The 24,262-nt window shown below is 61.3% G+C and carries 21 protein-coding genes and 1 pseudogene; 14 read left to right on the top strand and 8 right to left on the bottom strand.

The genetic code is table 11. The features are described 5' to 3' along the window. The first annotated feature begins 73 nt into the window (after positions 1 to 73). Positions 74 to 2,062, top strand: a complete 1,989-nt coding sequence (locus ACIOVB_RS14770; RefSeq protein ID WP_401268805.1) for a TadG family pilus assembly protein — start codon at positions 74 to 76, stop codon at positions 2,060 to 2,062. Here the strand turns inward: ACIOVB_RS14770 and ACIOVB_RS14765 are convergent. Further along, positions 2,059 to 4,794 carry a PAS domain-containing protein gene (locus ACIOVB_RS14765; RefSeq protein ID WP_401268803.1) on the bottom strand — a complete coding sequence of 912 codons (2,736 nt, stop codon included), beginning with the start codon at positions 4,792 to 4,794 and terminating at the stop codon, positions 2,059 to 2,061. The two genes, ACIOVB_RS14770 and ACIOVB_RS14765, sit on opposite strands and share 4 nt — an antisense overlap. Then, positions 4,791 to 5,231 carry a TadE/TadG family type IV pilus assembly protein gene (locus ACIOVB_RS14760; RefSeq protein ID WP_401268801.1) on the bottom strand — a complete coding sequence of 147 codons (441 nt, stop codon included), beginning with the start codon at positions 5,229 to 5,231 and terminating at the stop codon, positions 4,791 to 4,793. The genes ACIOVB_RS14765 and ACIOVB_RS14760 overlap by 4 nt, the downstream gene beginning before the upstream one ends. A gap of 75 nt (positions 5,232 to 5,306) precedes the next feature. On the opposite strand from ACIOVB_RS14760, the gene ACIOVB_RS14755 reads away from it, so the two are divergent. Then, the gene (locus ACIOVB_RS14755) at positions 5,307 to 5,777 is read left to right on the top strand and encodes a prepilin peptidase (RefSeq protein ID WP_401268798.1); all 471 of its coding nucleotides are present in this window, start codon (positions 5,307 to 5,309) and stop codon (positions 5,775 to 5,777) included. A gap of 124 nt (positions 5,778 to 5,901) precedes the next feature. After that, entirely contained in the window at positions 5,902 to 6,681 is a 780-nt protein-coding gene (locus tag ACIOVB_RS14750; protein ID WP_401268796.1) for a response regulator, read from the top strand. Positions 6,682 to 6,719: 38 nt separating this feature from the next. Here ACIOVB_RS14750 and ACIOVB_RS14745 read toward each other — a convergent pair whose 3' ends face one another. Together ACIOVB_RS14745 and ACIOVB_RS14740 are read right to left on the bottom strand one after the other, a co-directional pair. Further along, entirely contained in the window at positions 6,720 to 7,127 is a 408-nt protein-coding gene (locus ACIOVB_RS14745) for a response regulator (protein ID WP_401268794.1), read from the bottom strand. 71 nt (positions 7,128 to 7,198) lie between these two features. After that, positions 7,199 to 7,408: a Flp family type IVb pilin gene (locus tag ACIOVB_RS14740; RefSeq protein WP_401268791.1), complete on the bottom strand. Its 210-nt coding sequence runs from the start codon at positions 7,406 to 7,408 to the stop codon at positions 7,199 to 7,201. 338 nt (positions 7,409 to 7,746) lie between these two features. Between ACIOVB_RS14740 and cpaB the strand changes: the two genes are divergently transcribed. From cpaB to ACIOVB_RS14695, 9 genes are all read left to right on the top strand, one after another. After that, a complete protein-coding gene (gene cpaB, locus ACIOVB_RS14735) occupies positions 7,747 to 8,694 on the top strand; it encodes a Flp pilus assembly protein CpaB (protein ID WP_401268788.1) in 948 nt (315 codons plus the stop codon). Positions 8,695 to 8,715: 21 nt separating this feature from the next. After that, positions 8,716 to 9,987 (top strand): type II and III secretion system protein family protein, encoded by a 1,272-nt coding sequence (locus ACIOVB_RS14730; protein WP_401268785.1) that lies wholly within the window; start codon positions 8,716 to 8,718, stop codon positions 9,985 to 9,987. Continuing rightward, positions 9,984 to 11,174, top strand: coding sequence for a pilus assembly protein (locus ACIOVB_RS14725; RefSeq protein WP_187678497.1), 1,191 nt, complete (start codon positions 9,984 to 9,986; stop codon positions 11,172 to 11,174). The genes ACIOVB_RS14730 and ACIOVB_RS14725 overlap by 4 nt, the downstream gene beginning before the upstream one ends. Next, on the top strand, positions 11,171 to 12,442 hold the full coding sequence (locus ACIOVB_RS14720; protein WP_401268782.1) for a CpaF family protein: 1,272 nt from the start codon (positions 11,171 to 11,173) through the stop codon (positions 12,440 to 12,442). The genes ACIOVB_RS14725 and ACIOVB_RS14720 overlap by 4 nt, the downstream gene beginning before the upstream one ends. Positions 12,443 to 12,452: 10 nt before the next feature. After that, a complete protein-coding gene (locus ACIOVB_RS14715; protein WP_401268779.1) occupies positions 12,453 to 13,337 on the top strand; it encodes a type II secretion system F family protein in 885 nt (294 codons plus the stop codon). Further along, complete coding sequence (locus tag ACIOVB_RS14710; protein WP_401268776.1) at positions 13,334 to 14,224, top strand: type II secretion system F family protein; 891 nt, start codon at positions 13,334 to 13,336, stop codon at positions 14,222 to 14,224. The genes ACIOVB_RS14715 and ACIOVB_RS14710 overlap by 4 nt, the downstream gene beginning before the upstream one ends. 10 nt (positions 14,225 to 14,234) lie before the next feature. Then, positions 14,235 to 14,924 carry a hypothetical protein gene (locus tag ACIOVB_RS14705; RefSeq protein WP_401268775.1) on the top strand — a complete coding sequence of 230 codons (690 nt, stop codon included), beginning with the start codon at positions 14,235 to 14,237 and terminating at the stop codon, positions 14,922 to 14,924. Between the two features lie 11 nt (positions 14,925 to 14,935). Beyond that, complete coding sequence (locus ACIOVB_RS14700; protein ID WP_401268774.1) at positions 14,936 to 15,214, top strand: DUF3613 domain-containing protein; 279 nt, start codon at positions 14,936 to 14,938, stop codon at positions 15,212 to 15,214. 524 nt (positions 15,215 to 15,738) lie between these two features. After that, positions 15,739 to 16,098, top strand: a complete 360-nt coding sequence (locus ACIOVB_RS14695) for a DUF6124 family protein (protein WP_187681154.1) — start codon at positions 15,739 to 15,741, stop codon at positions 16,096 to 16,098. 116 nt (positions 16,099 to 16,214) lie between these two features. On the opposite strand, the gene ACIOVB_RS14690 is transcribed toward ACIOVB_RS14695, so the two are convergent. The 4 genes from ACIOVB_RS14690 to ACIOVB_RS14675 form a co-directional block, all read right to left on the bottom strand. Further along, the gene (locus tag ACIOVB_RS14690; RefSeq protein WP_401268771.1) at positions 16,215 to 17,885 is read right to left on the bottom strand and encodes a ShlB/FhaC/HecB family hemolysin secretion/activation protein; all 1,671 of its coding nucleotides are present in this window, start codon (positions 17,883 to 17,885) and stop codon (positions 16,215 to 16,217) included. Between the two features lie 133 nt (positions 17,886 to 18,018). Continuing rightward, complete coding sequence (locus tag ACIOVB_RS14685) at positions 18,019 to 19,575, bottom strand: collagen-like triple helix repeat-containing protein (protein WP_401268768.1); 1,557 nt, start codon at positions 19,573 to 19,575, stop codon at positions 18,019 to 18,021. 506 nt (positions 19,576 to 20,081) lie between these two features. Next, on the bottom strand, positions 20,082 to 20,936 hold the full coding sequence (locus tag ACIOVB_RS14680) for a MaoC family dehydratase (RefSeq protein ID WP_401268765.1): 855 nt from the start codon (positions 20,934 to 20,936) through the stop codon (positions 20,082 to 20,084). Positions 20,937 to 20,938: 2 nt separating this feature from the next. Then, a complete protein-coding gene (locus ACIOVB_RS14675) occupies positions 20,939 to 22,291 on the bottom strand; it encodes a 3-oxoacyl-ACP reductase (protein WP_401268762.1) in 1,353 nt (450 codons plus the stop codon). A gap of 332 nt (positions 22,292 to 22,623) precedes the next feature. Between ACIOVB_RS14675 and ACIOVB_RS14670 the strand changes: the two genes are divergently transcribed. Both ACIOVB_RS14670 and ACIOVB_RS14665 read left to right on the top strand, forming a co-directional pair. Continuing rightward, positions 22,624 to 23,901: an acetyl-CoA C-acetyltransferase gene (locus tag ACIOVB_RS14670; protein WP_187681149.1), complete on the top strand. Its 1,278-nt coding sequence runs from the start codon at positions 22,624 to 22,626 to the stop codon at positions 23,899 to 23,901. Positions 23,902 to 24,132: 231 nt separating this feature from the next. Then, a pseudogene (locus ACIOVB_RS14665) lies at positions 24,133 to 24,262 on the top strand (serine protein kinase RIO); the annotation flags it as partial.

Genomic DNA, 24,262 nt, shown 5'->3' with positions numbered 1-24,262 from the left:
CCACCAGCCCCGTCTACACTCAAAACCACCCACGGAGGTAGCGCTCGGCAGTGCGCCGGCAAAGGAGTGCGCGATGTCACCTCGTTCGCAATTCAATGGCCCGGCCCGCCAGCGCGGGGCGATCGGTTTGGTGGCGGCGCTGACCCTCGGCCTGGCCTTGGTGTGCATGGTGCTGGTGGTCGACAGCGGTCGTTTGTACATGGAGCAACGCAGCTTGCAGCGGGTGGTCGATGTGGCTGCGCTGGAGGCAATCTCGCGCGGTGGCGATTGCCTGACAGGCGCCAGCGCAAACGGCTACGCCACGGCCAGTGCAGCACGCAACAGTTTTACCGTGGCGCAGGGCAGGACCCTGACCGTAACCTGCGGCACCGTGCAAACCGGTGCAAACAACCTGCGAGCCTTCGCCGCCGACGCCTCGAAAAAAGAAGCCATCAGTGTGGTCGCCACCCATGTTGTGCCCACCAGTGTGGCCGCCGCGCTCTACGCCTTGTTTTCGCCGGGCAGCGTGTCCCCGACCACGCGGCTCTCGGCCACGGCGGTTGGTGCCTCGGCTATTCTGCCGCCGCAAGCCCAATTGACCATCGGCACCACGGCGCTGACCATCGATGCCAGTAAGTCGGCTGCTCTGAATTCGTTGATCGGGCAGATGCTCGGCGGCAGCCTCAACCTCAGCGTCGCTGGCTGGCAGGGGCTGGTCGAGACCCATATCAATCTGCTCAGTTACCTCAATCAACTGGCGGTCGACGTTAATGTGGACGCGGGCAACTACACCCAATTGCTGAGCAAGAACATCCAGATCACCCAACTGATCGATACCGCCATCACCGTACTGACCAAGGGCGGTACCACCACCAGCGTGGCGGTCAACGGTCTGCTCGGACTGAAGGGGGCGGTTGGCAGCACTTCGGTGGCGCTCGGGCAATTGCTGCAATTGCAGACCGGGGCCACGTCGGCGGCGCTCAATGCCAATCTGCAAGTGTTCCAGTTGATCGAAGCCGTCGTGCAAGTGGCTAACAGTCAAAACGCGCTGGTAGCGAGCGTGCCGTTGAGCATTCCGGGACTGGTCAATGGCTCGGTCAAAACCAAAGTCATCCAGCCGCCGCAATTGTCGGCCGTGGGCAATCCGCTGCTGGCCAAGGCTGATCCCATGGGCGCCAACCGGATCTACGTGAAAACCGCGCAGGTGCGCACGCTGATCTCGCTGAATCTGCCGGTGCTGTCTGGCGTGGCCGGGCTTGCCAATGCCATTGTCAGTACGCCGCTGGTGGGCGGGCTGACCGATACCTTGAACAATGTGCTGCACCTGAACATTGCCGGGGCATTGAACTCGGTGTTCTGTGCCTTGGGTGGCACCTGCCAGCGCACCGATCTGAAGATTCTGCCCACCTCGACCATCGACATTTTGCTGGAGGCCGCCGCCGCCGACAGCCATGTCACCGATTACAGCTGCACCAGCGATGCGACCAAGACCCTGACCACCCAGACCAACTCCTCGGTGGTCAAACTCAAGGTCGGCAAGATCGACGCCACCAACGCGTTTTCATCCTCGGCGGATGTCACCGTGCAGCCGCTGGCGTTGATTGATGTCGGCGTCATCACCTGCACCATTCCACTGTTGGGCCTGGGCTCGCCTACCTGCGATCCCAACTCGCGCAAACCATTCTACGGCGGTGGCCTCGGGGTGATGGTGGACACTTCGGTGGCCAGCATGCAGAGCATCCACACCTATAATCAGCCGCCGGAAATCAAGCAACCGCCGCAGAACTACAGCTTCGGCACCCAAGGGGTCGTCAATAGCCTGAAAAACACCTTGAGCGGGGTTCAGGTCCAGGCCTACAAACCTACCGGTTCGAGCCTGCTGGGTGGCTTGCTCACCACCACCGCCGATGTGCTGGCCGGCGTCAACAGCACGCTGGGGGTGGTCATCGGTAACTTGCTCAGTCCGGTGCTCGACCCGATTCTCGACAGTTTGCTGGCCAACCTTGGCATCACCCTGAACAAGGTCGATGTGGGCGCCAACCTCAGTTGTCGACCGCCAGGACAACCGACACTGGTGATCTAATCGTCCAGCGCAATCGGTAACTCGATGCAGAATCGCGCACCCTCGTCACCATTGCGCACGCTCAGGCGTCCCCCCATGTTTTCGACGATGCCGTAACTCACTGACAAGCCCAGACCGGTGCCGACACCGACCGGTTTGGTGGTGAAGAACGGTTCGAAAATCCGCTCCAGCAGCCGCGGATCAATGCCGCCACCGTTGTCTTCGACCCATAGCCTTACCACATGCTCGTCGCACTCGGCGTACAGGGCAATCCACGGCTGGAAATCGCGATCGGCCTCGCGCTTGCCGAGCAAGGCATCGCGGGCGTTGACCATCAGGTTGATCAGCACCTGCTCAAGCTGATCGACGTAACCGCGCACCTGAACCGCAAAACCGGCCTCTTTGATGCGCAGCTCGACGCCTTTGCCGCGCAGCCCCTCAGACAACAGCGACAACGTGCCTTCGATTGCATCGAGGGGATTGAACGGATGCTGTTCGATTTCCGAACGGCGGCCGAACACGCGCATGTGATCCACAACCCGCGCCGCCCTCTGGACTTGCGCGTCGATGCGATTGAGCTTGTCGGTCAGGTAGTCGATCTGCACATCGCCGTTGCTCAAGCGCTTGAGCACATTGACGATGGCCATGCGCATCACGTTCAGCGGCTGATTGATCTCGTGAGCCAGGCCGGTGGCCATTTCGCCGAGGGTGGCCATTTTCGCGCTTTGGGTCAGCTGTTGTTGCGAGCGGCGTACCTCGGTGTTGTCACGGCCCACCGCCTGCACCTCGATCAGTTGCCCGTGCTCATCGAACACCCCGCGATCCGACCAGACCCACCACGCATGTTCGCGACCGGGCAGGCGCAGATTGATTTCGGCGGTGCTCACCGGCAGTTCCGGGGTCAGTTGCGCCAAGCGCTGGACGAACGCCTGGCGCTGTTCGTCGGACATCCAGCTGCCCAGGTTCACGCCGGGTAATTGCTCCGGCGCACACTCCAGATAAGTTGCCAAGGGCCGGTTGCCGAAGGTCAGGGTCAAGTCCGGACGATAGCGGCAAATCATCGCCGGCGAATCTTCCACCAGCATCCGGTAGCGCTCTTCACTGGCCTTGACCTGCTCGGCGGCGAGGGTCGCTTCGGTGACGTCCAGCCACAGCCCGACAGCTTCCACCGGCAGGCCGAGATCGTCGCGCAGCAATTTGGCTTCGTCGAGCAACCAGTGTGCATGGCCCTGGCGGTCGAGCACCCGATAACGCGCGCTCACCGAGCCTTCGCGCAGCAACTGCCGCGTGCGTTCGAAATAGCGAGGGCGGTCTTCGGGGTGGACGTGTTCCACCAGTCGGCCGCCGTGACAATCGGCCAGATTCCAGCCCAGCAACGGTTGCAGACTGGCGCTGAAAAACGTCGGTTGCAGCGCCCCTTCGACGTAGCGTTGCACGTAGATCACCGCGGGTGAGCTGGCGATCAGATTGTCCAGTCGCGCATGGGCAGCGGCCGCCTGTTGCTGCTGATTCTTGATGTCGCTGATGTCGAGCATGAACCCCACCAGCCGCCGCTCGGCGCCGATGCCCAAAGACCGGCCTTGCAAGCGAAACCACAGCGGCAACGATTGATCGCTGCGTTGCCAGCGCGCGTTCAACTCCAGCGGTGCGCCTTCATCCTGCAAAGCTCGCAGACGACTGCGCAGCTCATCACGGTCGGCAGGGTGCACCTGGTTGAACCAGTCCTGAATCGGCAACCGCGCAGTCGCCAAACCCAAGCTGTCAGTCAGAGTCGGGGCCAGTTGCACTGCGGTGCTGTCGCTGCTCATTTCCCACCATCCACTGCCGAGCAGCGCTTGCAGACTTTCCAGACGTTCCAATTGCAGATGATGGCGATGCTCGCGCAGGCGCTCCAGCAGGGGCGCGGCCACGGCAGCGGCCAGCAGCAGCCAGTCGTGATCGCCGAGATCGGGTGCCTGCTGCTGCGCGTTATAGCCGGCGCACAGCAACCACGACGCCACGCCCTGGGCATCGCGGTAAGGCACGGCGAAACCCTCATTCGGGCCGAGCAGCGCGCTCAGGCGTGGCTGCTCGCCAGCCAGTAAACGTTGCGGCAATGCGCCGTTCAGGCTATCGAGGCCCGTGCCCAGTTGCTGTTGATCACGCCACACCTGCGGCGCGTTCAGCGCCGCGTAATGCTGATGAATCTGCCAGCCCTGACCTTGCTCATCGAGCAACGCCACTGCCAGGCAGGGAATGTGCAAATGCTGGCTCAAGCGCTGCAACTGTTCGCCCAGCACCTCGGGCAGGCGTGCGAGGCTGCCCAGGCGCAATTGATCGCGAATCTGCGTGGCCAGCCACTGGCATTGCTCGCGGCTGTGCGCCTGACGTCGTTCGCTGAGCAGATCACCGATGTCCAACAACTGCAAAATCCAGCCGTCACCCTGCGCCTGCACCCAACCGCGCAGGTGCAGCGGCGGGCCGCTCAGGCTGAAAAAATCCAGGTCGAGCAATTGTCCTTGCCAGTCCGCAGGCTGTCCCTCTAGTGCGAGGCTGCTGTGGGGCAACACATACTCCAGCAGAGGTGCGGGATGGCTGGTGGATATCCGCTGCGCCAGCACATGCCGCAACGGCCCGCTCATATGATTGACCCGGCCTTCGCCATCCAGATAGAGCTGCAGGCCGACGCTCGGCACCAGAGGGCTGTCCATTGGCTGGACCGTTTCGGGGTGTCGATTGAGCAGGCGGCCGAACAGCTTGTCACCGGAACTCAAAATTGCAGGCTCGACGAGGCGCGCAAAGTCGCAGGCAGGCGCGGCACCGTACCGATGCCCGGCAGCACCAGAAACGGCAGCGCCTGATTCAATTTGCTGGTGGGATAGTTGATGGTCACCGTTAGCACGCCACCGACATAGGTGATGTTGCTGTCCGTGGCGGTGTTGAAGTTCAGTGCACCGGGCAGCCAGGCCAATTGCCGGCCCAGTTCGTCTCGGGCGGTGGCGGTGACAGCAGTGGAGTAGTTGGCCGTGGCCGGGTCAAGCGCCACGCTGCGGCGCACGGCTTCGGCCGTCGACTCATTGAACGACTGCATCAACAACAGCGGCAGGCTGTAGCTGACCAAGCCATAAAACACGGCGAAGAAGGTGACGAACACCAAGGCAAACTCGATGGCCACGGCACCTTTTTGCTTGCGGGGGAGGGCGGTTTTCATGAGTGCGTCTACCCTGACAATCACTACGTAATCTCAGCATAGAATCAATCGGCCAAAACGGACGTTTTTTACCGCATGCACAGCTTTGTCCTACTGATTTGGCTGACCCTTTGCGCGGCACAGGATGCCCGCCAACGGCATATCGGCAACGGGCTGACCCTGGGCGTTGGCGGGTTGGCGTTGGGGTATTTGCTGATCACCGGCACTACCTGGCTCGGCGCTGAAGCCACGCAGGCGGGCTGGGCTGTCCTGCTGGCCCTGGCGCTATCCCTTCCTGGTTACGTGTTGAAACATTTTGGCGCCGGTGATGTGAAACTAATGACAGCCTTGGCGCTGGCGACGGACGGTGCACACCTGCTTGGCGCGTTTATCGGCGCAGCGCTGACCAGTGCGATCTGGTTATTGCTGGTGCCAAAACTCTGGCTGCATATGAGTCAAGGGCTTAGAGAACGTCTTCGATATATGGCTCCAGAAAAGTCAAAAAAGCTGCCATTTGCGCCGTTCGTGCTGGTTGGGACAATCCTGGCGTTGCTTTGGATCCGCTAGTCGCCACCTGTCACTACTGCTATGTACATAGTCGGAAAGTGCGTCTACTTTCAAATCAACGTTGTACAGCCTCGCGCTGTAAGTACAGGAACGGTCAGCCTTTGGCCTGGGCATGGAGTGGCAAGTGAACAAGCTTACGTCTGCGGTAAAAGTTCTGGTGGTCGATGATCAGCCGCTGATTGTCGAAGAACTCTGCGAATTCATTGAGAGCAGCGGCTACCGTTGTGTGCCTTGCATATCGAGCAAGCAGGCGATCGAGCAATTTATCGAAGACACCGCCATCGGTCTGGTGCTGTGTGACCTGCATATGCCGGACATGGACGGCATTCAACTGGTGCAGGAACTGCAACGTTTATCGGGCAAGCATCGGGCCTTTGAAGCGATCATGCTCACCGGGCGTGCCGACAAGCAGGACGTGATCAAAGCTTTGCGCGCCGGGATTGCCGACTACTACCAGAAACCGATTGATCTGAACGAACTGCTCCAGGGTTTGCAGCGCCAGGAAGTGGCGTTGCAGGAACGGCAGAAAACCCTGCAACTGGGCAACCTGAATCAGAAGCTGCAATTCCTCTCCGAGTCGATCGACGATCTTTACCAGGACCTCGACAAAGTCCGCCGCGGCCCTGCGCCTGTGAGTGACGAGGGGGCGGGTGATGCCGAAGGGGCGGTGGAGATACCGACGATTTTCAATCAGCTGTCGCCGCGTCAGCTGGACGTTGCCCGGTTGGTGGGCAAGGGCCAGACCAACTATCAGATTGCCTGTGAATTGGGGATCACCGAGAACACCGTCAAGCTGTATGTCTCGCAGGTCTTGCGCCTGACGCACATGCATAACCGCACCCAGTTAGCCCTTGCGTTGTCGCCGAGCAATTCAGGACTGCGTCAACGGGTGACCGCGCACTGATTGCTGATGATCCCGCCCATTGAGCGGGGTCAAACCCCTCAACCGATGTTGGCCTTGGACTTGGGAAACAGGTTGTCCAGGGTTTCCAGCAAGCGCACGTGATAGATCGGTTTACGGAACAGGTCCAGCACCTGCAGGCGCAGCATATCGCTGACGTCTTCCATGTCTGCATGCCCCGAAGTGACGATCACCGGCAGATGCTGGCGCGAGGTGTGTTCACGCAGGCGCTTGATCAGCGAGATGCCGCTTTCTTCCGGCATGCGCAGATCGGTAATCACCAGGGCGATATCGGGATGGCGGGTCAGGTGATGCAGGGCGAGTTTCACCGACGTTGCCGTATGACAGATGAACCCTTCGCCCTCCAGCAACTCCGCAAGCTCCAGCAGTGCGTCCTCTTCATCGTCGACGAGGAGCAACTGCTGGCGCGGAGTATGTGAGGAGTTCATGGGCAACACCTGCAATGGACTGAGTGCTGACGTTAGAACTCAATGGCCGCATTGACAAGTTATCGGTCCGATCATGGGGTTGGAGTGAGCGCGGTCTGGATGGCGGTCAGGATTGCGGTGACCTGAGTGCCAATACCGTTACCGAATGCGGCAATCACCAGCGCCACCAGACCGACGACCAGTGCGTACTCGATGGCGGACGCGCCCTCGGTGTCTTTGGCCAGGCCTTTGAAGAATGCGATCTCGGATTTGATCTTTTGTACAACGCGGGAATACGACATGAGAATTCTCCTTGAGCACGCCAGGTGTTGCGCGTTCGCAACATGATCTCCCTGTGCCAGCATCAGCATTGTTGGCAAATCCCGAGCCTACAACTGTAAGAACAGATTAATACCTAAGTAGTAGTGAGCCGTTTAACGGCAGAAAACGACATTTGGCGCTTCAAGCCGCTACTTTCGTTGGATTTTTTGCTGTTCGTAATGGCGTTTTGTTCTGGCTGCGCTACCGTCAAATAGCGAAATAGTTGCTTGTTCATAGCTGCCTGATTGCGAAGTTATCTCGTTGGAAGTCACGGGTCATTGCATGAGAGACAAAACGCAGCGGGAAAGGGAGAGCCGTCATGAACAGTCGCGTCACTCTGGGTCTGGCCGGGTTGTTTCTGGTAGGCGCCATCATTGCCGGGTATTGGGGGCTCACCTTGAGCCGGTCGCCGGTGGCCGAACCGGTTGCTGCTCCCGACGTGGCGCCAGCCGCAATGCCCGTCGCCAGCACCGAACCTGTTGAAGATCCAACGCGTCAGCCCGTCGTTGTGTTGCTGCGCGACATCCCGCCTTTCGTGAAGATCACCGCCGCCGATGTGGCCGTGGAAAAACTGCGCACCGCGCCGGCCGGCAGCCTGGGCAATGTCGATCAGGTCATCGGCCGCACACCGTGGCGGCCCTTGAGCGCCGGCAGTTGGCTCAGTGATGAAAGCTTCCAGCCGGGCAGCCCTTTGGCGCGGATGATCCGTCCCGGTGAGCGGGCACTGGCGGTGGCGGTGGATGAAGTGATCAACGCCGGCGGGCAATTGGCCCCCGGCGATTACGTCGATGTGTTGCTGTTCTTGCGCAAGGACGAAAACCATCCGCAGGCCTCGGCGCAACGGGTGGTGACGGCCGTGCGCGTACTCGGCGTCGGCAGCCAGATGGGCCTGACCAATGACGGCCAATCCGCCGGCCCGGCGCGCAGTGATGACGAGCGACTCAAACAGGAACAACAGCGCATGGCCGCCCGCAGTGTGGTGCTGGCGGTGCCGGAACCGCTGGTCAGCCGCTTGATGCTGGCGTCCAGCGCCGGGGTGTTGCGCCTCGCGGTGCGCAGTGCCGATGAACAGCAACTGGCGAAATACTGGGCCGGCGAAAACGATGTCGCCACTCAACTCGACACGCCCCGGCGCGAGCTGGTCGAGTTCAGTCAATTGTCCCTGACCGCTCCACCCAAACCCATGGCCGTGGCCGGTCAACCGGCGGCGCGCAAACCGACCGTGGAAGTTATCCGCGGTGCTGAAACCGCACAACCCACTCCCTGAATCGAGCAAGGACGCCTTTACATGCGCACACGCTTCACGCCCCTGTTCAACGGCTTGTTCCGGGCCTCGCTGCTGAGTGTTGCCTCGATCGGCAGTGCCGTCGCCGCCGCCGGCAATTGCGCCGCGCTCGGCCCGTTGCCTTCGGTGCTGGAGGTCGGCGAAGGTTTGCAACAGGCATTGCAATCGCCGGTCGCGATCACCCGGGTGGCAGTGGGCGATCCGAAAATCGCCGACGTGCGGGTGACCGGCGATAACGCGGTGTTGCTCACGGGTGTCGGCCCCGGCGCCACCACGCTGATGATCTGGAGCACCTGTTCCAGCGCCCCGCGCCAAAGTATGGTGTTCGTGCAGGGCAAGGCCAGTGCGGCCATGACTACGGTCTCGCTGCCGGCCTCCGAAGACCCGAACTTGCCGTCGCAAGTACAGACCGACATCCGCTTCGTCGAAGTCAGTCGTACCAAACTCAAGGAGGCGGGCACGTCGATTTACGGCAAAGGCTCGAACAACTTTCTGTTTGGCGCACCGGGTACCGTGCCCAACACCGGCGTCACCCCCGGCGTGGTGCCGTTGGCCAACATCGACCCGCGTATCGCAGTGCCCGGCATCCCGTTGGCCAACGACATGTTCAACATCGTCTGGGGCGGCGGCAGCAGTAAATTCCTCGGCATCGTCAATGCGCTGGAGGGCAGCGGTTTTGCCTACACCCTGGCGCGGCCGAGCCTGGTGGCGTTGAGCGGGCAGAGCGCAAGTTTTCTCGCCGGCGGCGAAATCCCGATCCCGGTACCGAGCGCCAACAGCAACAGCTACTCCATCGAATACAAGGAATTCGGCATCCGCCTGACACTGACCCCGACCGTGGTCAGTCGCGATCGCATCGCCCTCAAGGTTGCCCCGGAAGTCAGCGAGCTCGACTACAACAACGGCGTGACCATCGGCGGCACCACGGTGCCGGCGTTCACCATCCGCCGCACCGACACCAGCATCTCCCTGGCCGATGGCGAGAGTTTCGTGATCAGCGGTTTGATCAGCACGCAGAACGCCTCTCAGGTGAACAAATTTCCCGGGCTGGGCGACATACCGGTCATCGGCGCGTTCTTTCGCAACTCCTCGATCAACCGTGAAGAGCGCGAGTTGCTGATGATCGTTACGCCGCACCTGGTCCAGCCGCTGGCCGCCAATGCGCCGCTGCCGTCGCTGCCCGGCGAAAAACTGCGCAACTACGACCCGAACTGGTATCGCCTGTACTTCCTCGAAAACGGCAACTTCGATAAACGCAGCGGATTATCGCAATGAGCCAGAACCTGAGTCAGACCTTCCTCGCCATCACCCGCAACGACACCGATCTTGAGTGGCTGCAAGGTTCGCTGGCACCGCTGGGCCAAGTGGTCAGCGCTGGCGGCGGCAGTCTTGACGAGCTGCTGGCGCTGGTAGACGTGACCTTTGCCAGCCTGGTTTTCGTTGGTCTCGACCGCGAGCATTTGGTAGCCCAGAGCGCACTGATCGAAGGCGTGCTGGAAGCCAAACCCATGCTCGCCATCGTCGCCCTCGGTGACGGTATGGACAATCAACTTGTGCTGAATGCAATGCGCGCCGGGGCACGGGATTTTGTCGCCTACGGTTCGCGCTCCAGCGAAGTCGCCGGGCTGGTGCGACGCCTGAGTAAACGCCTGCCGGCGGTCACACCAAACACCCAACTCGGCGGTTTGACCGTGCTCTACGGGGTACAGAGCGACGCCGACGGCGCGCTACTCGCCAACCACATGGCGCTGGTGGTGCAGAAGAGCGGGCAGCAAACCCTGTTGCTCGACCTGGGCCTGCCGCGCGGTGACAGTCTGGCGCTGTTGGGGCTGGAGAGTTCGTTTCATTTCGGCGATGCGTTGCGCCACCTGCGGCGCCTCGACGCGACCCTCATCGACAGCGCCTTCACCAGCGCCGAAGCGGGGCTGCGCATCCTCGCCTACGCCGGTTCCGACGAGCCACTGGAACGCACCAGCGCCGCCGAGTTGTACATGTTGCTCAGCGCCCTGCGCCAACACTTCCAGCACATCGTGGTCAACCTCACCGGACAACCCGACAGCGAAGCGCTGCGCACCTTCGTCAGTCACTGCGACAAACTCCTGTGGTACACCGATCAGAACGTGCTCGACTGTCGCCGCAACCTTGCCGTGCTCAATCTGTGGCGCGAGAAGGGCATGAAACTCGATCACGGTCGCCTGCTGGTGGATCGCTATCTACGCAACGTTGCGCCCGATTCCGACACCCTCGGCAAGACCTTCGGCCTGGAGGTGATTGCCGTACTCGCCTACAGCCCGGAAGTTCGACTCAACGCCAAGAATCAGGGCGTGACCCTGTTCGAACTGGCCCCGCGTGAAGCCCTCAGCCAAAGTCTGCGCACCCTTGGCGAACGCTTGGCGAAACGCTCGGAAAGTCTGGCCAAACCGAAAGTCACCTGGTTCGACCGCTTGCGAGGCACCTCATGAACGGCGAGCAATTGTTCGGCGGCCCTCAGCGCCACGCCACCGGCAACACCGATCACGATGGCCTGAAACTGGTGCTGCACCGCTACATCATCGATGCCATCGAAGAGTCCGGGAAAAACCTGCTGGAGGGTTCGCGGCAGGTGCTTTCGCAATTCGTCATCGACAAGGTCGCCGAATACATCGCACGCCTGCACCTGGCGATTTCCCGTTATGAAATGGAGCGTCTGGCCGAAGAGATCGTCGATGAACTGACCGGTTTTGGCCCGCTGGAAGTGCTGCTGCGCGACACAGCGGTGACCGAGATTCTGGTCAACGGCCCGCACCGGGTGTTTATCGAACGCGACGGCGTATTGCACCTGAGCGACTTGCGCTTCATTGATGCCCACCACGTCGAACGGGTCATGCAGCGCATCCTTGCACCGCTGGGTCGACGTCTCGACGAGTCCTCGCCGATGGTCGATGCGCGCCTGCCCGATGGCAGTCGGGTCAACGCGATCATCCCGCCGATTGCCCTCGATGGCCCGTGCCTGTCGATTCGTAAGTTTCGCAAGGACATGCTCAAGAGCACTGACCTGATGGCCATGCAAACCATCGATCAGGCGATCTACGACTTCATAAAAGAGGCGGTCGGCAAGCGCTGCAACATTCTTGTCAGCGGCGGTACCGGTACCGGCAAGACCACGCTGCTGAACATCCTCAGCCAGTTGATCAGCCCCCACGAACGCCTCGTCACCATCGAAGACGTCGCCGAGTTGCAACTCGGCCACCCGCACGTCGTGCGCCTGGAAACCCGTCCGCCGAATGCCGAGGGCCACGGTGAGGTCAAGGCCAGCGACCTGATCCGCAACGCCCTGCGCATGCGCCCTGACCGAATCATCCTTGGCGAAATCCGCGGCGTCGAAGTGGTCGACGTGCTGACCGCCATGAACACCGGTCACGACGGCTCTATGAGCACCGTACACGCCAACAACGCCCAGGACGCCTTGTTGCGCCTGGAAACCCTGGTCGGCCTGACCGGGCGCACCATCGCCGAACGCACCCTGCGCCAGATGATCTGCGCGGCACTGGATGTGGTGATTCAACTGACCCGCATGCCCGATGGCCGCCGCTGCGTCAGCGAAGTGGTGGAAGTGGTTGGCGTGCGTGATGACGTCTACGTCACCAACACCTTGTTCCGCCTCGACCGCCGCACAGGTTTCGGTTTCCTGCGCGAAGCAGTGAACCCGGCCGGCGACAAGTTGCGCCGCGAACCGACGCTGGCGCACTGAGGGCCACGGCATGCTCAAACCGCTGCTGCTAATCGTGACTTGCCTGGGCCTGCTCGGTTTGTCGCTGCGCCTGTTTTACAACGGCTGGCGCCAGAGTGGCGCCGAACGGGTACTGGATCGACTGAATCAGGGCCAGCCGCAACTGACGGCGGATTCGCCCCGTTGGGCCAGTCTTGAGCGAGCCTTTTTGCGCGCAGGACTGGGCCGTCCGACCGAGCGCATCGGTATCTGGCTGCTGCTCTGGGCCTTTGCGATCCTGATCGGTTTTGCCTTGGCTGGATGGGTCGGTTTGCTGGTTTTGCTGGTGTTGCCGCCAGTGATGCTGCGCCTGTACGTCAGTTGGCGATACCAACGGCGCTTGCGGCGAATGATCGAACAATTGCCGCAACTGCTCGACCACACTGTGCGCAGTCTGAAATCCGGTCGCACCTTGGCCGATGCGGTGCTCGGCGGCATCGAGGCCAGCGAAGATCCACTGAAAAACGCCATGGGCCGTGTGCAGCGCAACGTTCAGTTGGGCGTGAGTTTGCCGGACGCGATGTCAGACATGGCCGAGCTTTACGAGAAGGACGAGTTTCGCCTGTTCGCCCTCGGCCTCAAGGTCAATCATCGCTATGGCGGCAACGCCAGTGAACTGCTGGAAAACCTGATCAAGATGATCCGCGAGCGCGATCAGGCCTCGCGCCAGTTGCGCGCCATGACTGGCGAAACCCGCCTTACCGCGTGGGTGCTGGGCTTGCTGCCGATTGCCATGGCCGGGTATTTCCTGATGGCCAATCCGATTTATCTGGTCGCCATGTGGCACGACCCGTCCGGGCAGCGAATGCTGGCCACGGCGTTCGGCATGCAGGTGATTGGCAGTCTGTTGCTCTGGCGGATGTTGCGCAGCCTATGACCACACCCCTGATGATCAGCGCCGTGTTGTTGCTCGGCGCCGCCCTGTTACTGATCGCCAGCCTGCTGGAGCAACGCCGCCGCGCGCGGCAGATCAGCCGGCGACTGGACGGTGACCTGATCCGCGAAAACCGTTTCGGCAACCTGTTGCACGTGCTCGGCGAGAGCCAGGTCGGCCAGCGCAGCGTCAAGCTCGACAACGAAACCCAGACGTTACTCAACCGTCTCGGCTGGCGCAGCGCTCGTCAGCGCTCGCTGTTCGCCGCCTGCCAGATCGGTACGCCGTTGTTACTGCTGGCGCTGACGGTGTTGCTGCAATCGGTGTTTTTTCCGACCGTAGAAAAACAATGGATCGCGCCGTTGTTCGCCCTCGGTGTCGGGTACTTGTTGCCCAAACGGCTGCTGGTGATGGCGGTGGCGCGACGGCAAAAACAACTGTCGAACGAGATCGGCACCTTCCTGCCGCTGCTGCGCATTCTCTTCGAATCCGGCATGGCCGTGGAGCAGGCGCTGCGCGTGTTGAGCCACGAAAGTCAGGCGTTGCTGCCAGTGCTGACTCAGGAATTACGTCTGGTGCTGGCGCGGGTCGACTCCGGTCTTGAGCTGGGAGAGGAACTGAACAAAGCCACGCAATTGCTGGCGGTGGACGAGTTCACCGACACCTGCGTGATTCTTCAGCAGTTGCTGCATCAGGGCGGCGGGGCGATGAAGTCGCTGCTCTCGCTCAAGCAACTGCTTGATGACCGGCGCCTCACGCGCCTGCAGGAATACATCTCGAAGATGTCCGCAAAAATGTCCGTCGTGATGATGCTGTTTCTCTTCCCGGCGTTATTGATCGTCCTCGCCGGCCCGGGCTTTACCGCCCTGGCCAAGGCCTTGGGGGCTTGAAGGAGTGGTGATGAAAGCAATGATTGCCGGTGCATGTCTGTTGTTGCTCGGTGGCTGTGCCAGCACCGGGCAGAACCCCTGGGAAGCGCTGACCAACAGCGCCAGTTGCGGCAAGCTCAGTTCAGATCAGCAACTGTCGTTGAACCTGGCCGATGACATGGCCAAAGACGGCAAGCTCCACGCCAGCCTGGCCAACCTGCAAAGCCTGCCGGACAACCTCGCCGATGTGCGGTTGCGCAAGGCCAAGGTTTACCGTTTGCTCGGTCGCAGCGAGGCCGAACCGTTGTATCGCAGCCTGCTCGGCACCTGCCTGGCGGCCGAGGCCGAACATGGTCTGGGCCAGCTCGCGGCGGCCAGATCCGATTACGGTCAGGCACAGGCGCACCTGCAACGCGCCGCGCGGTTGGCGCCCACCGATGAAAAAATCCGCAACGATCTGGGCGTGGTTTACCTCAATCAATTGCGCATCGAGGACGCGCGTTTTGAATTCCTCACCGCCATGGAGCTCAAGCAAAGCGATAAATTGGCCGCGCTGAATCTGGTCACGCTGTTGCTGTATCAGGACGATTGGAACCGCGCCGCCGAACTGGTCAGCCGCTTCGGGTTGAGCCCCGCGCAATTCAGCGAAGCTCAGAGCCGCGCGGAAAAACTCAAAGTCCCGAGCCCTGCCACTGCCGCCGTCACAGCGATGCTCAAGTAAGGAGAGCCGCGATGAAAACCGCGATTTTTTGTCTTGCTCTGTTGGCTCTGCCGCTCACCGGTCATGCCATCGACGCCGGCCCGGCCTCGGCCCAGCAACAGGAAACCGAGGGCTGGCTGCAACTGCAAAGCCGCAACAAAGTGGCCTCGCCGAAAGTACAGACGGTGACGCCGACTGAACGGGAATTGGCGATGCAGCGCTGGCTGAAAAGCTACCAGCATGAGATCCCGCAGTTTTTCGATCAGGATCAGGGTGGCGAGGTTGACAGTGGTTCGGGGGGAGGAGGCTGACCAGTTCAGCAGGTTTACCGCGTTATCGTTCATCGCGAGCAGGCTCGCTCCCACAGGTTCTACATGGGCTTGAAAATCGCGCATACCTTTGTAGGAGCTGCCGCAGGCTGCGATCTTTTGATTTTGATTTTTGAAGGTCAAGATCAAAAGATCGCAGCCTGCGGCAGCTCCTACAGGGAGTGGATTTCAAGTCGGGATGTTTAATCGTGTATCGAAATCTCAGAAGCATCCCACAAGGTTTTCAGGTTGTCCGTCGGACGTGCGCTCACTAGTCTTGGGCTGTCGCTGACACCTCAGCGATCGGGTGTGGAAACCTGAATTTTAAGTAGATGCATTGCACCAGCACCGTAATCGTTGCCGACGTCTTCGTTCGTCTGCAAACTGCGTCGCGGCGGCTGTGCGTGGGCAGACTTCGGTCTGGCCGGTTGCCTACTTATCGGTATTTCCACCCCGCGTACAGCTGCCACCTTTTTGTCGTGTGGAAACGACAACAGGTGGCTCCTTCAGCCAAGTAGGAGTTTTTCATGGACAAACTGATTCCCGATCCACCCCTCGAAACCACCCCACTCGCCGACGCCATCCGCGCCGATGACCAGGCGAAAAACCGCGAAGCGATCAAGCGCGCGCTCGATTTCTATCTCTGCCCCGAGCCGAAAAACCCCCGCCAGCCGAGCACGATGTTCCTCGTCAATCCGAGTGTCGACACCGAAAGCCTGCTCGCCCACGCCTGCGAATCACTGGCCAGCGCCAGCACAGCGGCCAGCAACTTCGCCAATGAACTGAGCGGCGCGCAACGCAGCACCGTGTTGGGCATCCAGCAAATTGTCATGCTCGCCGAACTGGCGGTGAACCGGGCGCTGGATCGGGTCGACCCGCAAACCTGATCCGCAGAAAAAACCGCGTTATCGTTCATCGCGAGCAGGCTCACTCCTACATTTGGAATGCGTTCCCCTGTAGGAGTGAGCCTGCTCGCGAAAGCGGTATGACAAGCGCCGCCTATCTACAACTGATAACTGAAACTGATGCTGTACCGCGGCTTGCGATTGAACGTATCCAGCGCTTCATCCGACATCGCCTTCGCCGCCTCCAGTGCAATGTTGTAGTACTTGGCATCGCCAAACCTCAGACCGATCGCCGCCGATGACAGGTTGTTGGCTTGCACCGGCAGCTCATTGAACCAACTGCGCGAGCGGTCCAGCACGACGTACGGCTGGAGGATTCGCACCCAGTTGCCGTCACGGTTGAAGCTGTAGTTGACCTCGTAAGCCACCCCCCAGCCCTTGTCGCCGGACGCTTGATCATCGGGATAACCGCGACCGAAATTCTGCCCGCCGAACACTGCGCGTTCGCTGTCGGGCAAGGTGTCGTCGCTCCAGTACAACGCCGCCGACAGCACGCCTTGCCAGTTGTCGAGGAACTTGTCGCTCTGTACGCCAGAGAGCCGCACACGGAAGAAATCCAGATCGATATCGCTGGAATTGGTCTTCGCGCCCAAGCTGTCGAAGCCCTGATAAACCCCGGCGCTGAGGATTCGCAGTTGCCGTGCATCGGCCTTGCGCCAGTCGCCTTCGAAGGCGAGGGCGCGGATGTCGGTGCGGAACTCCGTGCTGAACGGGAAGTTGATGCCGTCGTAGCGAGTCTTGTCATTGACCGCATACAGGCGCGAGCCGGCGGTCAGCAGTTCGTTGGACGCGGCAATCAACGGTACGTTGAAGCCGATGGAATATCGGTCGTTTTCGCGATGGGTATCCAGGCGTCCGCCACCGTTGATCAACACTTCGGTTCCGGGGTCGGCGCGATAGCGTGAGGCCGACAGATTCAGTTGCGTGCCTTCGGCGTCGAGGAACTGGCTGTAGTCGAGGCGGTAGTAACGTTCGTGGTCGTCACCGGGCGGGAACAGACCGCTGAGGCTCAGTTGTTCACCCATGGAGGTCTGCGAGTTACTGCTGACGCCGAGCAAGGCCTGGGGGCCGTTGCGGTTGTCTTCGGTGGTGCTCAGTGTGCTGGTGAACGGTTTGCGGCTGGCCTGGGCGACGAGTGTCGTGGCGCCGTCGGTGGTGCCCGGCGGTGGCACCTGGGCCTGGAGGGTCACGCCGGGAATGCGCGTCATCAACGTGGTGTAGCGCTCGAAGGTCTTGCGGGTCAGTGGGCGTTCGGCCTGGATTTTCGCCGCCAGTTTGTCGAGCAGGCCTTTGACTCGGCCGACATCGCCCTGCATCTGCACGTCGCGCACATAGCCTTCAACCAGCACCACCCGCGCCACGCCGTCATCGAAACTCTGTTGCGGCAGGAAGGCGTAGGACAGCAGGTAGCCATCCTGTTGGTAGCGGCGGGTGATGGTGCGTGTGGCTTCGATCAGATCGGCGAGGCTGGTCTGGCGACCGATCAGTGGCTTGTAGATATCGGCCAGTTCGTTGAGTGGATAGATTGTCCCGCCTTCGATCTGCACCGTCTTGAGATTGACTTTGGTCTCCATCAACAACGGTTGCGCGGCGGTCGCGCCGGGGTCAGGCACTTGCAGCGGCGCGGCGGCCGGGCGATAGGCATCGGCCGGCAGGTTCGGCACGGGCAGGTTGCGGATGGTTTCGTTGCTATTGAGAAAGCTGGGCAGGGTGTCGGCGAGGGCGGTGGAACTGAGACTGAGGAACAGCAGGGATGCCATAACGCGCATAGGACACTCCATGGTCAGATCACAGCGAGGGCTGATTTTTTCCTAAGAAAAAAGCGGAAGACTCGTTGGAATCTTCCGCCTTCAACCAAGCGTAGGCGCTGTAGGTGAGGCCGTCGAATCGGCCAGGTGCAATTTAGCGTTTGTTGCCTCCCAGAGCGCCGGTCAAACCACCGAGTACGCCGCCCAATCCGCCAGTGGTGCCGCCCGTTGTGGTGCCACCGTTAACCAGACCGCCGACCGCTGCGACGGTGCCGCCAACGTTATTGACCAGGCCACCGACAGCTGTAGTGACCGGGTTGTTGGTGGCAGCAATCGCGCCACCGAGGTTGCTGACCGCGCCGCCGACCTGGCCGGTGAGACCAGCGACTGGCGAGCCGAGGCCGGTCGCCGCGCCGATTTGTTGGGTCACGGTGGTGACGCCACTGGTGACTGGATTCAGCGCGCCGCCCAGTGTGGCGCCAACGGTGGCCAGTGGTGAGGTTGTCGCTGTGATCGGTGCGCCCGAGCCACCGAGAACGGTGTTCAGCGAGGCGATGGTATTGCCCAGCCCGCCAGCAGTGACACCACCGGCACTGACCACGCCGTTGGTATTACCGGCGTTCAAGCCTGTGCCAACGTTGACGACTGCGCCGCCGACGGTTTGCAGTAAGCCAGTGCCGCCGAGGCCACCGCCGATACCGCCACTCCCTGAACCGGTGCCGTTGGACACCAGGCCGCCAGCCTTGCCCGCCGCCGTACCGACATTGCTCAGTGCGCCGCCGAGGGTGTTGGTCAGGGCATTGCCGTTACCCGCGTCGGTGACTTTGTCGCCGACACCATCAACGGTGCTGCCGACTTTCTGGATCACGCCTTTGAGCGGGTCGCCCAGACCGGTGGCATCACCGATTTTGTCGGTGGTGCTTTCAACCATGGCAATCACCGGCACCAGGCCGCTGCCGACTTTATTGGTCAATTGGCTGGTCGGGCCGTTGCTGAGGGTGGTGTTGAGGGTGTCGCCGAGCATGGTGACTTTCTCCCCTACGCCATCGAGTACCGGTGCGACTTTAGTGACCACGCCGCCGACCACGGGAACGCTGCTGGTCGCGGTGGCCAGTTTGCCGCTGAGGTCGGACACGCCATCGCCGACATCCGTTACGACGCCACCGACCGAGGCCACGGTGGTGGTCAGGCCTTTGGGATCAGTGGCCAGCTTGCCGATGCCATTGGCCACGCCATCGCCCAACGTCGTGACGACGTTGCCGGCGGTGTTGGCCGCGCTCTGCACTACGCCACCGACCACAGGCACGGTGCTCAAGGAGTCACCAATCTGGCCGACGCCGTCGCCTACGCCGCTGACCGTTTTGCCGACATCCTGCACAAGGGTGGTCGTCACCAGTGCAGCCGGGGTGGATGGATTGGTCGGATTGGTCGGGTCTGTCGGATCTGTCGGATTGGTTGGGTTGGTTGGATCGGTCGGGGTACCGCCAGTTCCACCTGTACCGCCTGTCCCACCGGTTCCACCTGTACCGGCAGTATCCCCGGTCCCTCCGGTTCCGCCTGTGCCTCCGGTACCATCGGTGCTGGTTGCCGGAGAGGAACTGCCGGAACTGCTCTTATGACCGCCACCGCCGCTGCTGCAACCGGTGAGGCCGAGGGAAAGGATCAATGCCAGAGCGATTGCCGATTTGCACCACACGTCTTGAGTTTTCATGATCGAGATTCCTTGCACCTGTAACAACATTCGTCGTTTTCGATGGCTCGCCGATCTGTTGTCGGTGATGCCTCGTCCGTGGTGCCAATCTCGATCCGGGGGCGGATTCACGCCATTCTCAAGTTGGTATTAACGCCTTTATATATAAGGCGATGCACAGCGCCTAAGGACTAATACCCAAGGTATAGAAGGGCAAAAAAAGCCTTTAGAATCAAGTCCTGGTATTTATCGGGGAAGGGGACAGGTCGCGTAAAAACTTAAGTGATATATACACAATTAACAGGCTGTCCTTCTCCCAGGATGCCAGAGCTCTGTGTTGAAAGAGGCTCTTGTGGCGAGGGGATTTATCCCCGATGGGTGGCGCAGCCGCCCCAAAAACCTGAGAGCGGGGTGGGGCAGATATACCCTGTGCGCAGGTTTGCGACGGCTGCGCCGCCGATCGGGGATAAATCCCCTCGCCACAGATGCCTTCACACATAGGCTGCTTTCATTGAGCTTTATGTGGATCAGGCGATCGGCTGCCAATTCCCCACCATATGTTCCAGGTCTCCCGCGCCCATCAGCCGCAACTCGCCACTCGACCCCGCCGCGCTCGCCAGCAACGTCACTTCGCTTGGCAATCGCACCGGTTTGCGAAAGTGCACAGTGATCTCCAGATTGGCCTTGGGCAAGTGATCCGCCAACGCCGCCAGCGTGCGCGCCTTGTTCCACAAACCGTGGGCGATGGCCGTGGGAAAGCCGAACAGCTTGGCGCTGGCCGCACTCAAGTGGATCGGGTTGTAGTCGCCCGACACTTTGGCGTATTGCCGGCCAATGTCTGCCGGGGCTTGCCACTTCGCTGTTTCCACCAGCGCCTGGGTCGATTCCCAATTCTGCTCGACAGGCTCACCGTCAAGTTTCACCCCGCGGCAGAGCATCTGACTTTCGGCTTCCCACAACGGCCCGAGTTGATCATCCAGCGTGGTCAGCAGATCGAACGTCGCGCCCTTGGGATGCGGTTGCAGGTTGTGCACGCGGACGCTGACTTGCGCACGACTGATCCCACCCATCGGGCGCAGCACGCGAATACGGTTGCTCATATGAATGAGCCCCAGCAGCGGAAACGGAAAATCTTTCGCCGTGAGCAATTGCATCTGCAAGGCAAACGCGAAGATGTGTGGATAAGTCGGCGGCAGCAGGCCGTCGTCGGCAAAACCGCAGACCTTGCGGTAGTTCGCCAGGCGTTTGCCATCGACATCGACTAAACAGCGCAGGCCGCTGTCGGGCAGTTGCGTGCCGGTGATTTTGCGACGCGTCGCTGCCCGCGCATACAGCCCGGGCAGACTCGGTTCGCGTTCCAGTGTGTGCCATTCGATGCTCATGCCTAAGCCCCCAGAACACTTTGTCCACAGACCCGCAGCGCCTGCCCGGTGAACGCGCCGGTGCCCGGTTGCGCCAGCCACGCGACGGCTTCGGCGACGTCTTGGGGCAAGCCACCCTGACCCAGCGAACTCATGCGTCGCCCGGCTTCACGCAGGCCAAAGGGGATGTGCGCGGTCATCTGGGTTTCGATGAAACCGGGGGCCACGGCGTTGATGCTGATGCCGCGTTCCAGCAGCGTCGGCGCCCAGGCTTGGGCAAGGCCGATCAAACCGGCCTTGCTTGCGGCGTAGTTGGTTTGCCCACGATTGCCGGCGATCCCGCTGATCGAGGCGAGCAAAACCACCCGCGCGTTGTCGTGCAACGTGCCGCTGTCGAGCAGGGCTTTGGTCAGCACTTGCGGGGCGTTGAGGTTGACCGCCAACACCGCGTCCCAGAATTCCGGGGTCATGTTGGCCAGGGTCTTGTCGCGGGTGATCCCGGCGTTGTGCACGAGAATGTCGAGACCGTCCGGCAATTGTTCGATCAGTTGCGCGGCGGCATCTTCGGCGCAGATATCGAGGGTGATGCTGCGCCCGCCAAGTCGTGCAGCGAGGGCTTCGAGATCGGTCTTGGCCGGCGGTACATCGAGCAGAATCACCTCAGCGCCATCGCGTGCCAGGGTTTCGGCAATCGATGCGCCGATACCACGCGCCGCGCCGGTGACCAGCGCCTTGCGCCCGGCCAATGGTCGCGTCCAGTCCGTCACGGGCGTGGCACACGCAGTCAGGCGAATCACTTGCCCGGACACGAAGGCACTTTTCGGCGAGAGGAAAAACCGCAGCGGGCCTTCCAGTTGATCTTCGGCGCCTTCACCAACGTAGATCAGTTGCAGGGTGCCGCCGCTGCGTAGCTCTTTGGCCAGCGAGCGTGAAAAACCTTCCAGGGCCCGTTGGGCGCTGGCGGCGAACGGATCGCGCAGGGTTTCCGGCGCACGGCCGAGAATCACCAGATGGGCACTGTGATCAAGATTCTTCATCAGGGGCTGAAAGAACTCGCGCAGTTGCTTGAGCTGGTCGGTGTGCTGCAAATCACTGGCGTCGAAGACCACGGCTTTGAGTTTCGGGCCGAGGCCGGGAATCCATTCGGTGGCCGTCGCCGGTTGCTCGCCGTAGCGATAAATCCCCTCGGTCAAACGGTTGGCAAACGCGCTGACGCGCTCGGCCAGCGGCCCGCCGCCGATCAGCAGCGCACCTTCCACCGGCCGCAGGCGTCCGGCCTGCCAGCGCTCCAGTCGCACCGGCGACGGCAGGCCCAGTGCCCCGACCAGACGATGGCCGATGGACGAGTTGGCGAAGTCGATATAGCGGTCAGACATGGAACGCTCTCCAAAAGTTGGGGTTCAAAGTGTGGACTACTCACGGCAATCAATCGTTCGATCCACGCAATAAGGCCTACGCTAGAACACTGAGGTTTAGCAGGTCTTGCAGATAAATGCGGAAGCTGTGGGAGAGCAGTTTATGTGGCGAGGGGATTTATCCCCGATGGGGTGCGCAGCGGCCCCTGACCTGCGGACGCGATTTGCCTGATAAACCGCGATTGCAGAATTTGGGGCCGCTGCGCGTCCCATCGGGGATAAATCCCCTCACCACAGGCTCGCTCCCACAGGGGGGCTGCGTGAAATTTCGATCATTTAACAAGGAGCTTTTCATGAGTCAGCTGCGCCGCGTCGCGATCATCGGCGGTAACCGTATCCCTTTCGCCCGTTCCAACGGACCGTACGCCGCTGCCAGCAATCAGGCGATGCTCACCGCAGCCCTTGAAGGCCTGATCGAACGCTACAACCTGCACGGCCAGCGCATCGGCGAGGTGGTGGCGGGTGCGGTACTTAAATTGTCACGGGATATGAACCTGACCCGCGAATGCGTGCTCGGCTCGCGCCTGTCACCGGCCACCCCGGCCTACGACATCCAGCAAGCCTGCGGCACCGGCCTTGAAGCCGCGTTGCTGGTGGCCAACAAAATCGCCCTTGGCCAGATCGATTGCGGCATCGCTGGCGGCGTCGACACCACGTCGGACGCGCCGATCAGCGTCAGCGAAGGTCTGCGCAAGATCCTTCTGCAAGCCAATCGCGCCAAGACCACCGGCGACAAACTGAAGACTTTCCTGCAACTGCGCCCCAAACACCTGATCCCGGAATTCCCGCGCAACGGCGAAACGCGCACCGGCCTGTCGATGGGCGAACATTGTGAGCTGATGGCGCAGACCTGGAATATTCCTCGCGAGGATCAGGATCAACTGGCCCTCGAAAGCCATCACAAACTCGCGGCTTCCTACAGCGAGGGTTGGCATAACGACCTGATGACACCGTTCCTCGGTCTGACCCGCGACAACAATTTGCGCCCTGATCTGACTCTGGAAAAACTCGCCTCGCTGAAACCGGCCTTCGAAAAAAGCGCCAAAGGCACGCTGACAGCGGGCAACTCCACGCCACTCACCGACGGCGCTTCCGTGGTGCTGCTCGGCAGTGAGGAATGGGCGAAGGAACGCGGCTTGCCGATCCTCGCGTACCTGCGCGATGGCGAAGCGGCGGCGGTGGACTTCGTCAACGGCGCCGAGGGGCTGCTGATGGCGCCGGTGTATGCGGTGCCAAGGCTGCTGGCGCGTAATGGGCTGACCCTGCAGGATTTTGACTATTACGAAATTCATGAAGCGTTCGCCGCGCAGGTTTTGTGCACGCTCAAGGCCTGGGAAGATCCCGAATACTGCAAAACCCGGTTGGGGTTGGATGCGCCGCTGGGTTCGATCGACCGCAGCCGACTCAACGTGAAAGGCAGCTCGCTGGCGGCGGGGCATCCGTTTGCTGCGACCGGTGGGCGGATTGTCGCGAATTTGGCGAAGTTGCTGGATGCGGCGGGCAAGGGGCGTGGGTTGATTTCGATTTGTGCGGCGGGCGGGCAGGGGGTAACTGCAATTATTGAACGCTGACCACAATCCCATCGCAGGAGTGAGTCGTGTCAGATTCTGTCGCAAATGCCCTCAACGTCATTTGCCAACATTCCCGACAGGCTCAGCTATGATTCGCAGCGGTCGATTTTCCGGCACAGTGTGTGCATCTTCACGGTTCACAGGTCGGCAACCCCTCCCCGTGATGCGAGGATTGCCGTATAACGAGTGACATTCGCGTGTTTGGTAATAAAGGACCCACAATAAAAGCTGATGAAGACTCCAAAACGCATTGAACCCCTGATCGAGGACGGTCTGGTCGACGAAGGGCTGCGGCCAGGGCGGAGGGGTACAGAGGCGGGGGGGGCGGTGGTGCGCTGCGGCGCGCGGGGGGGGGGGGCGC

This window comes from Pseudomonas sp. NPDC087639 (assembly GCF_044743385.1).
Lineage (GTDB): Bacteria > Pseudomonadota > Gammaproteobacteria > Pseudomonadales > Pseudomonadaceae > Aquipseudomonas.
The sequence above is the reverse complement of the archived record's forward strand: the minus strand, read 5'-3'. Positions and strand labels throughout refer to the sequence as shown.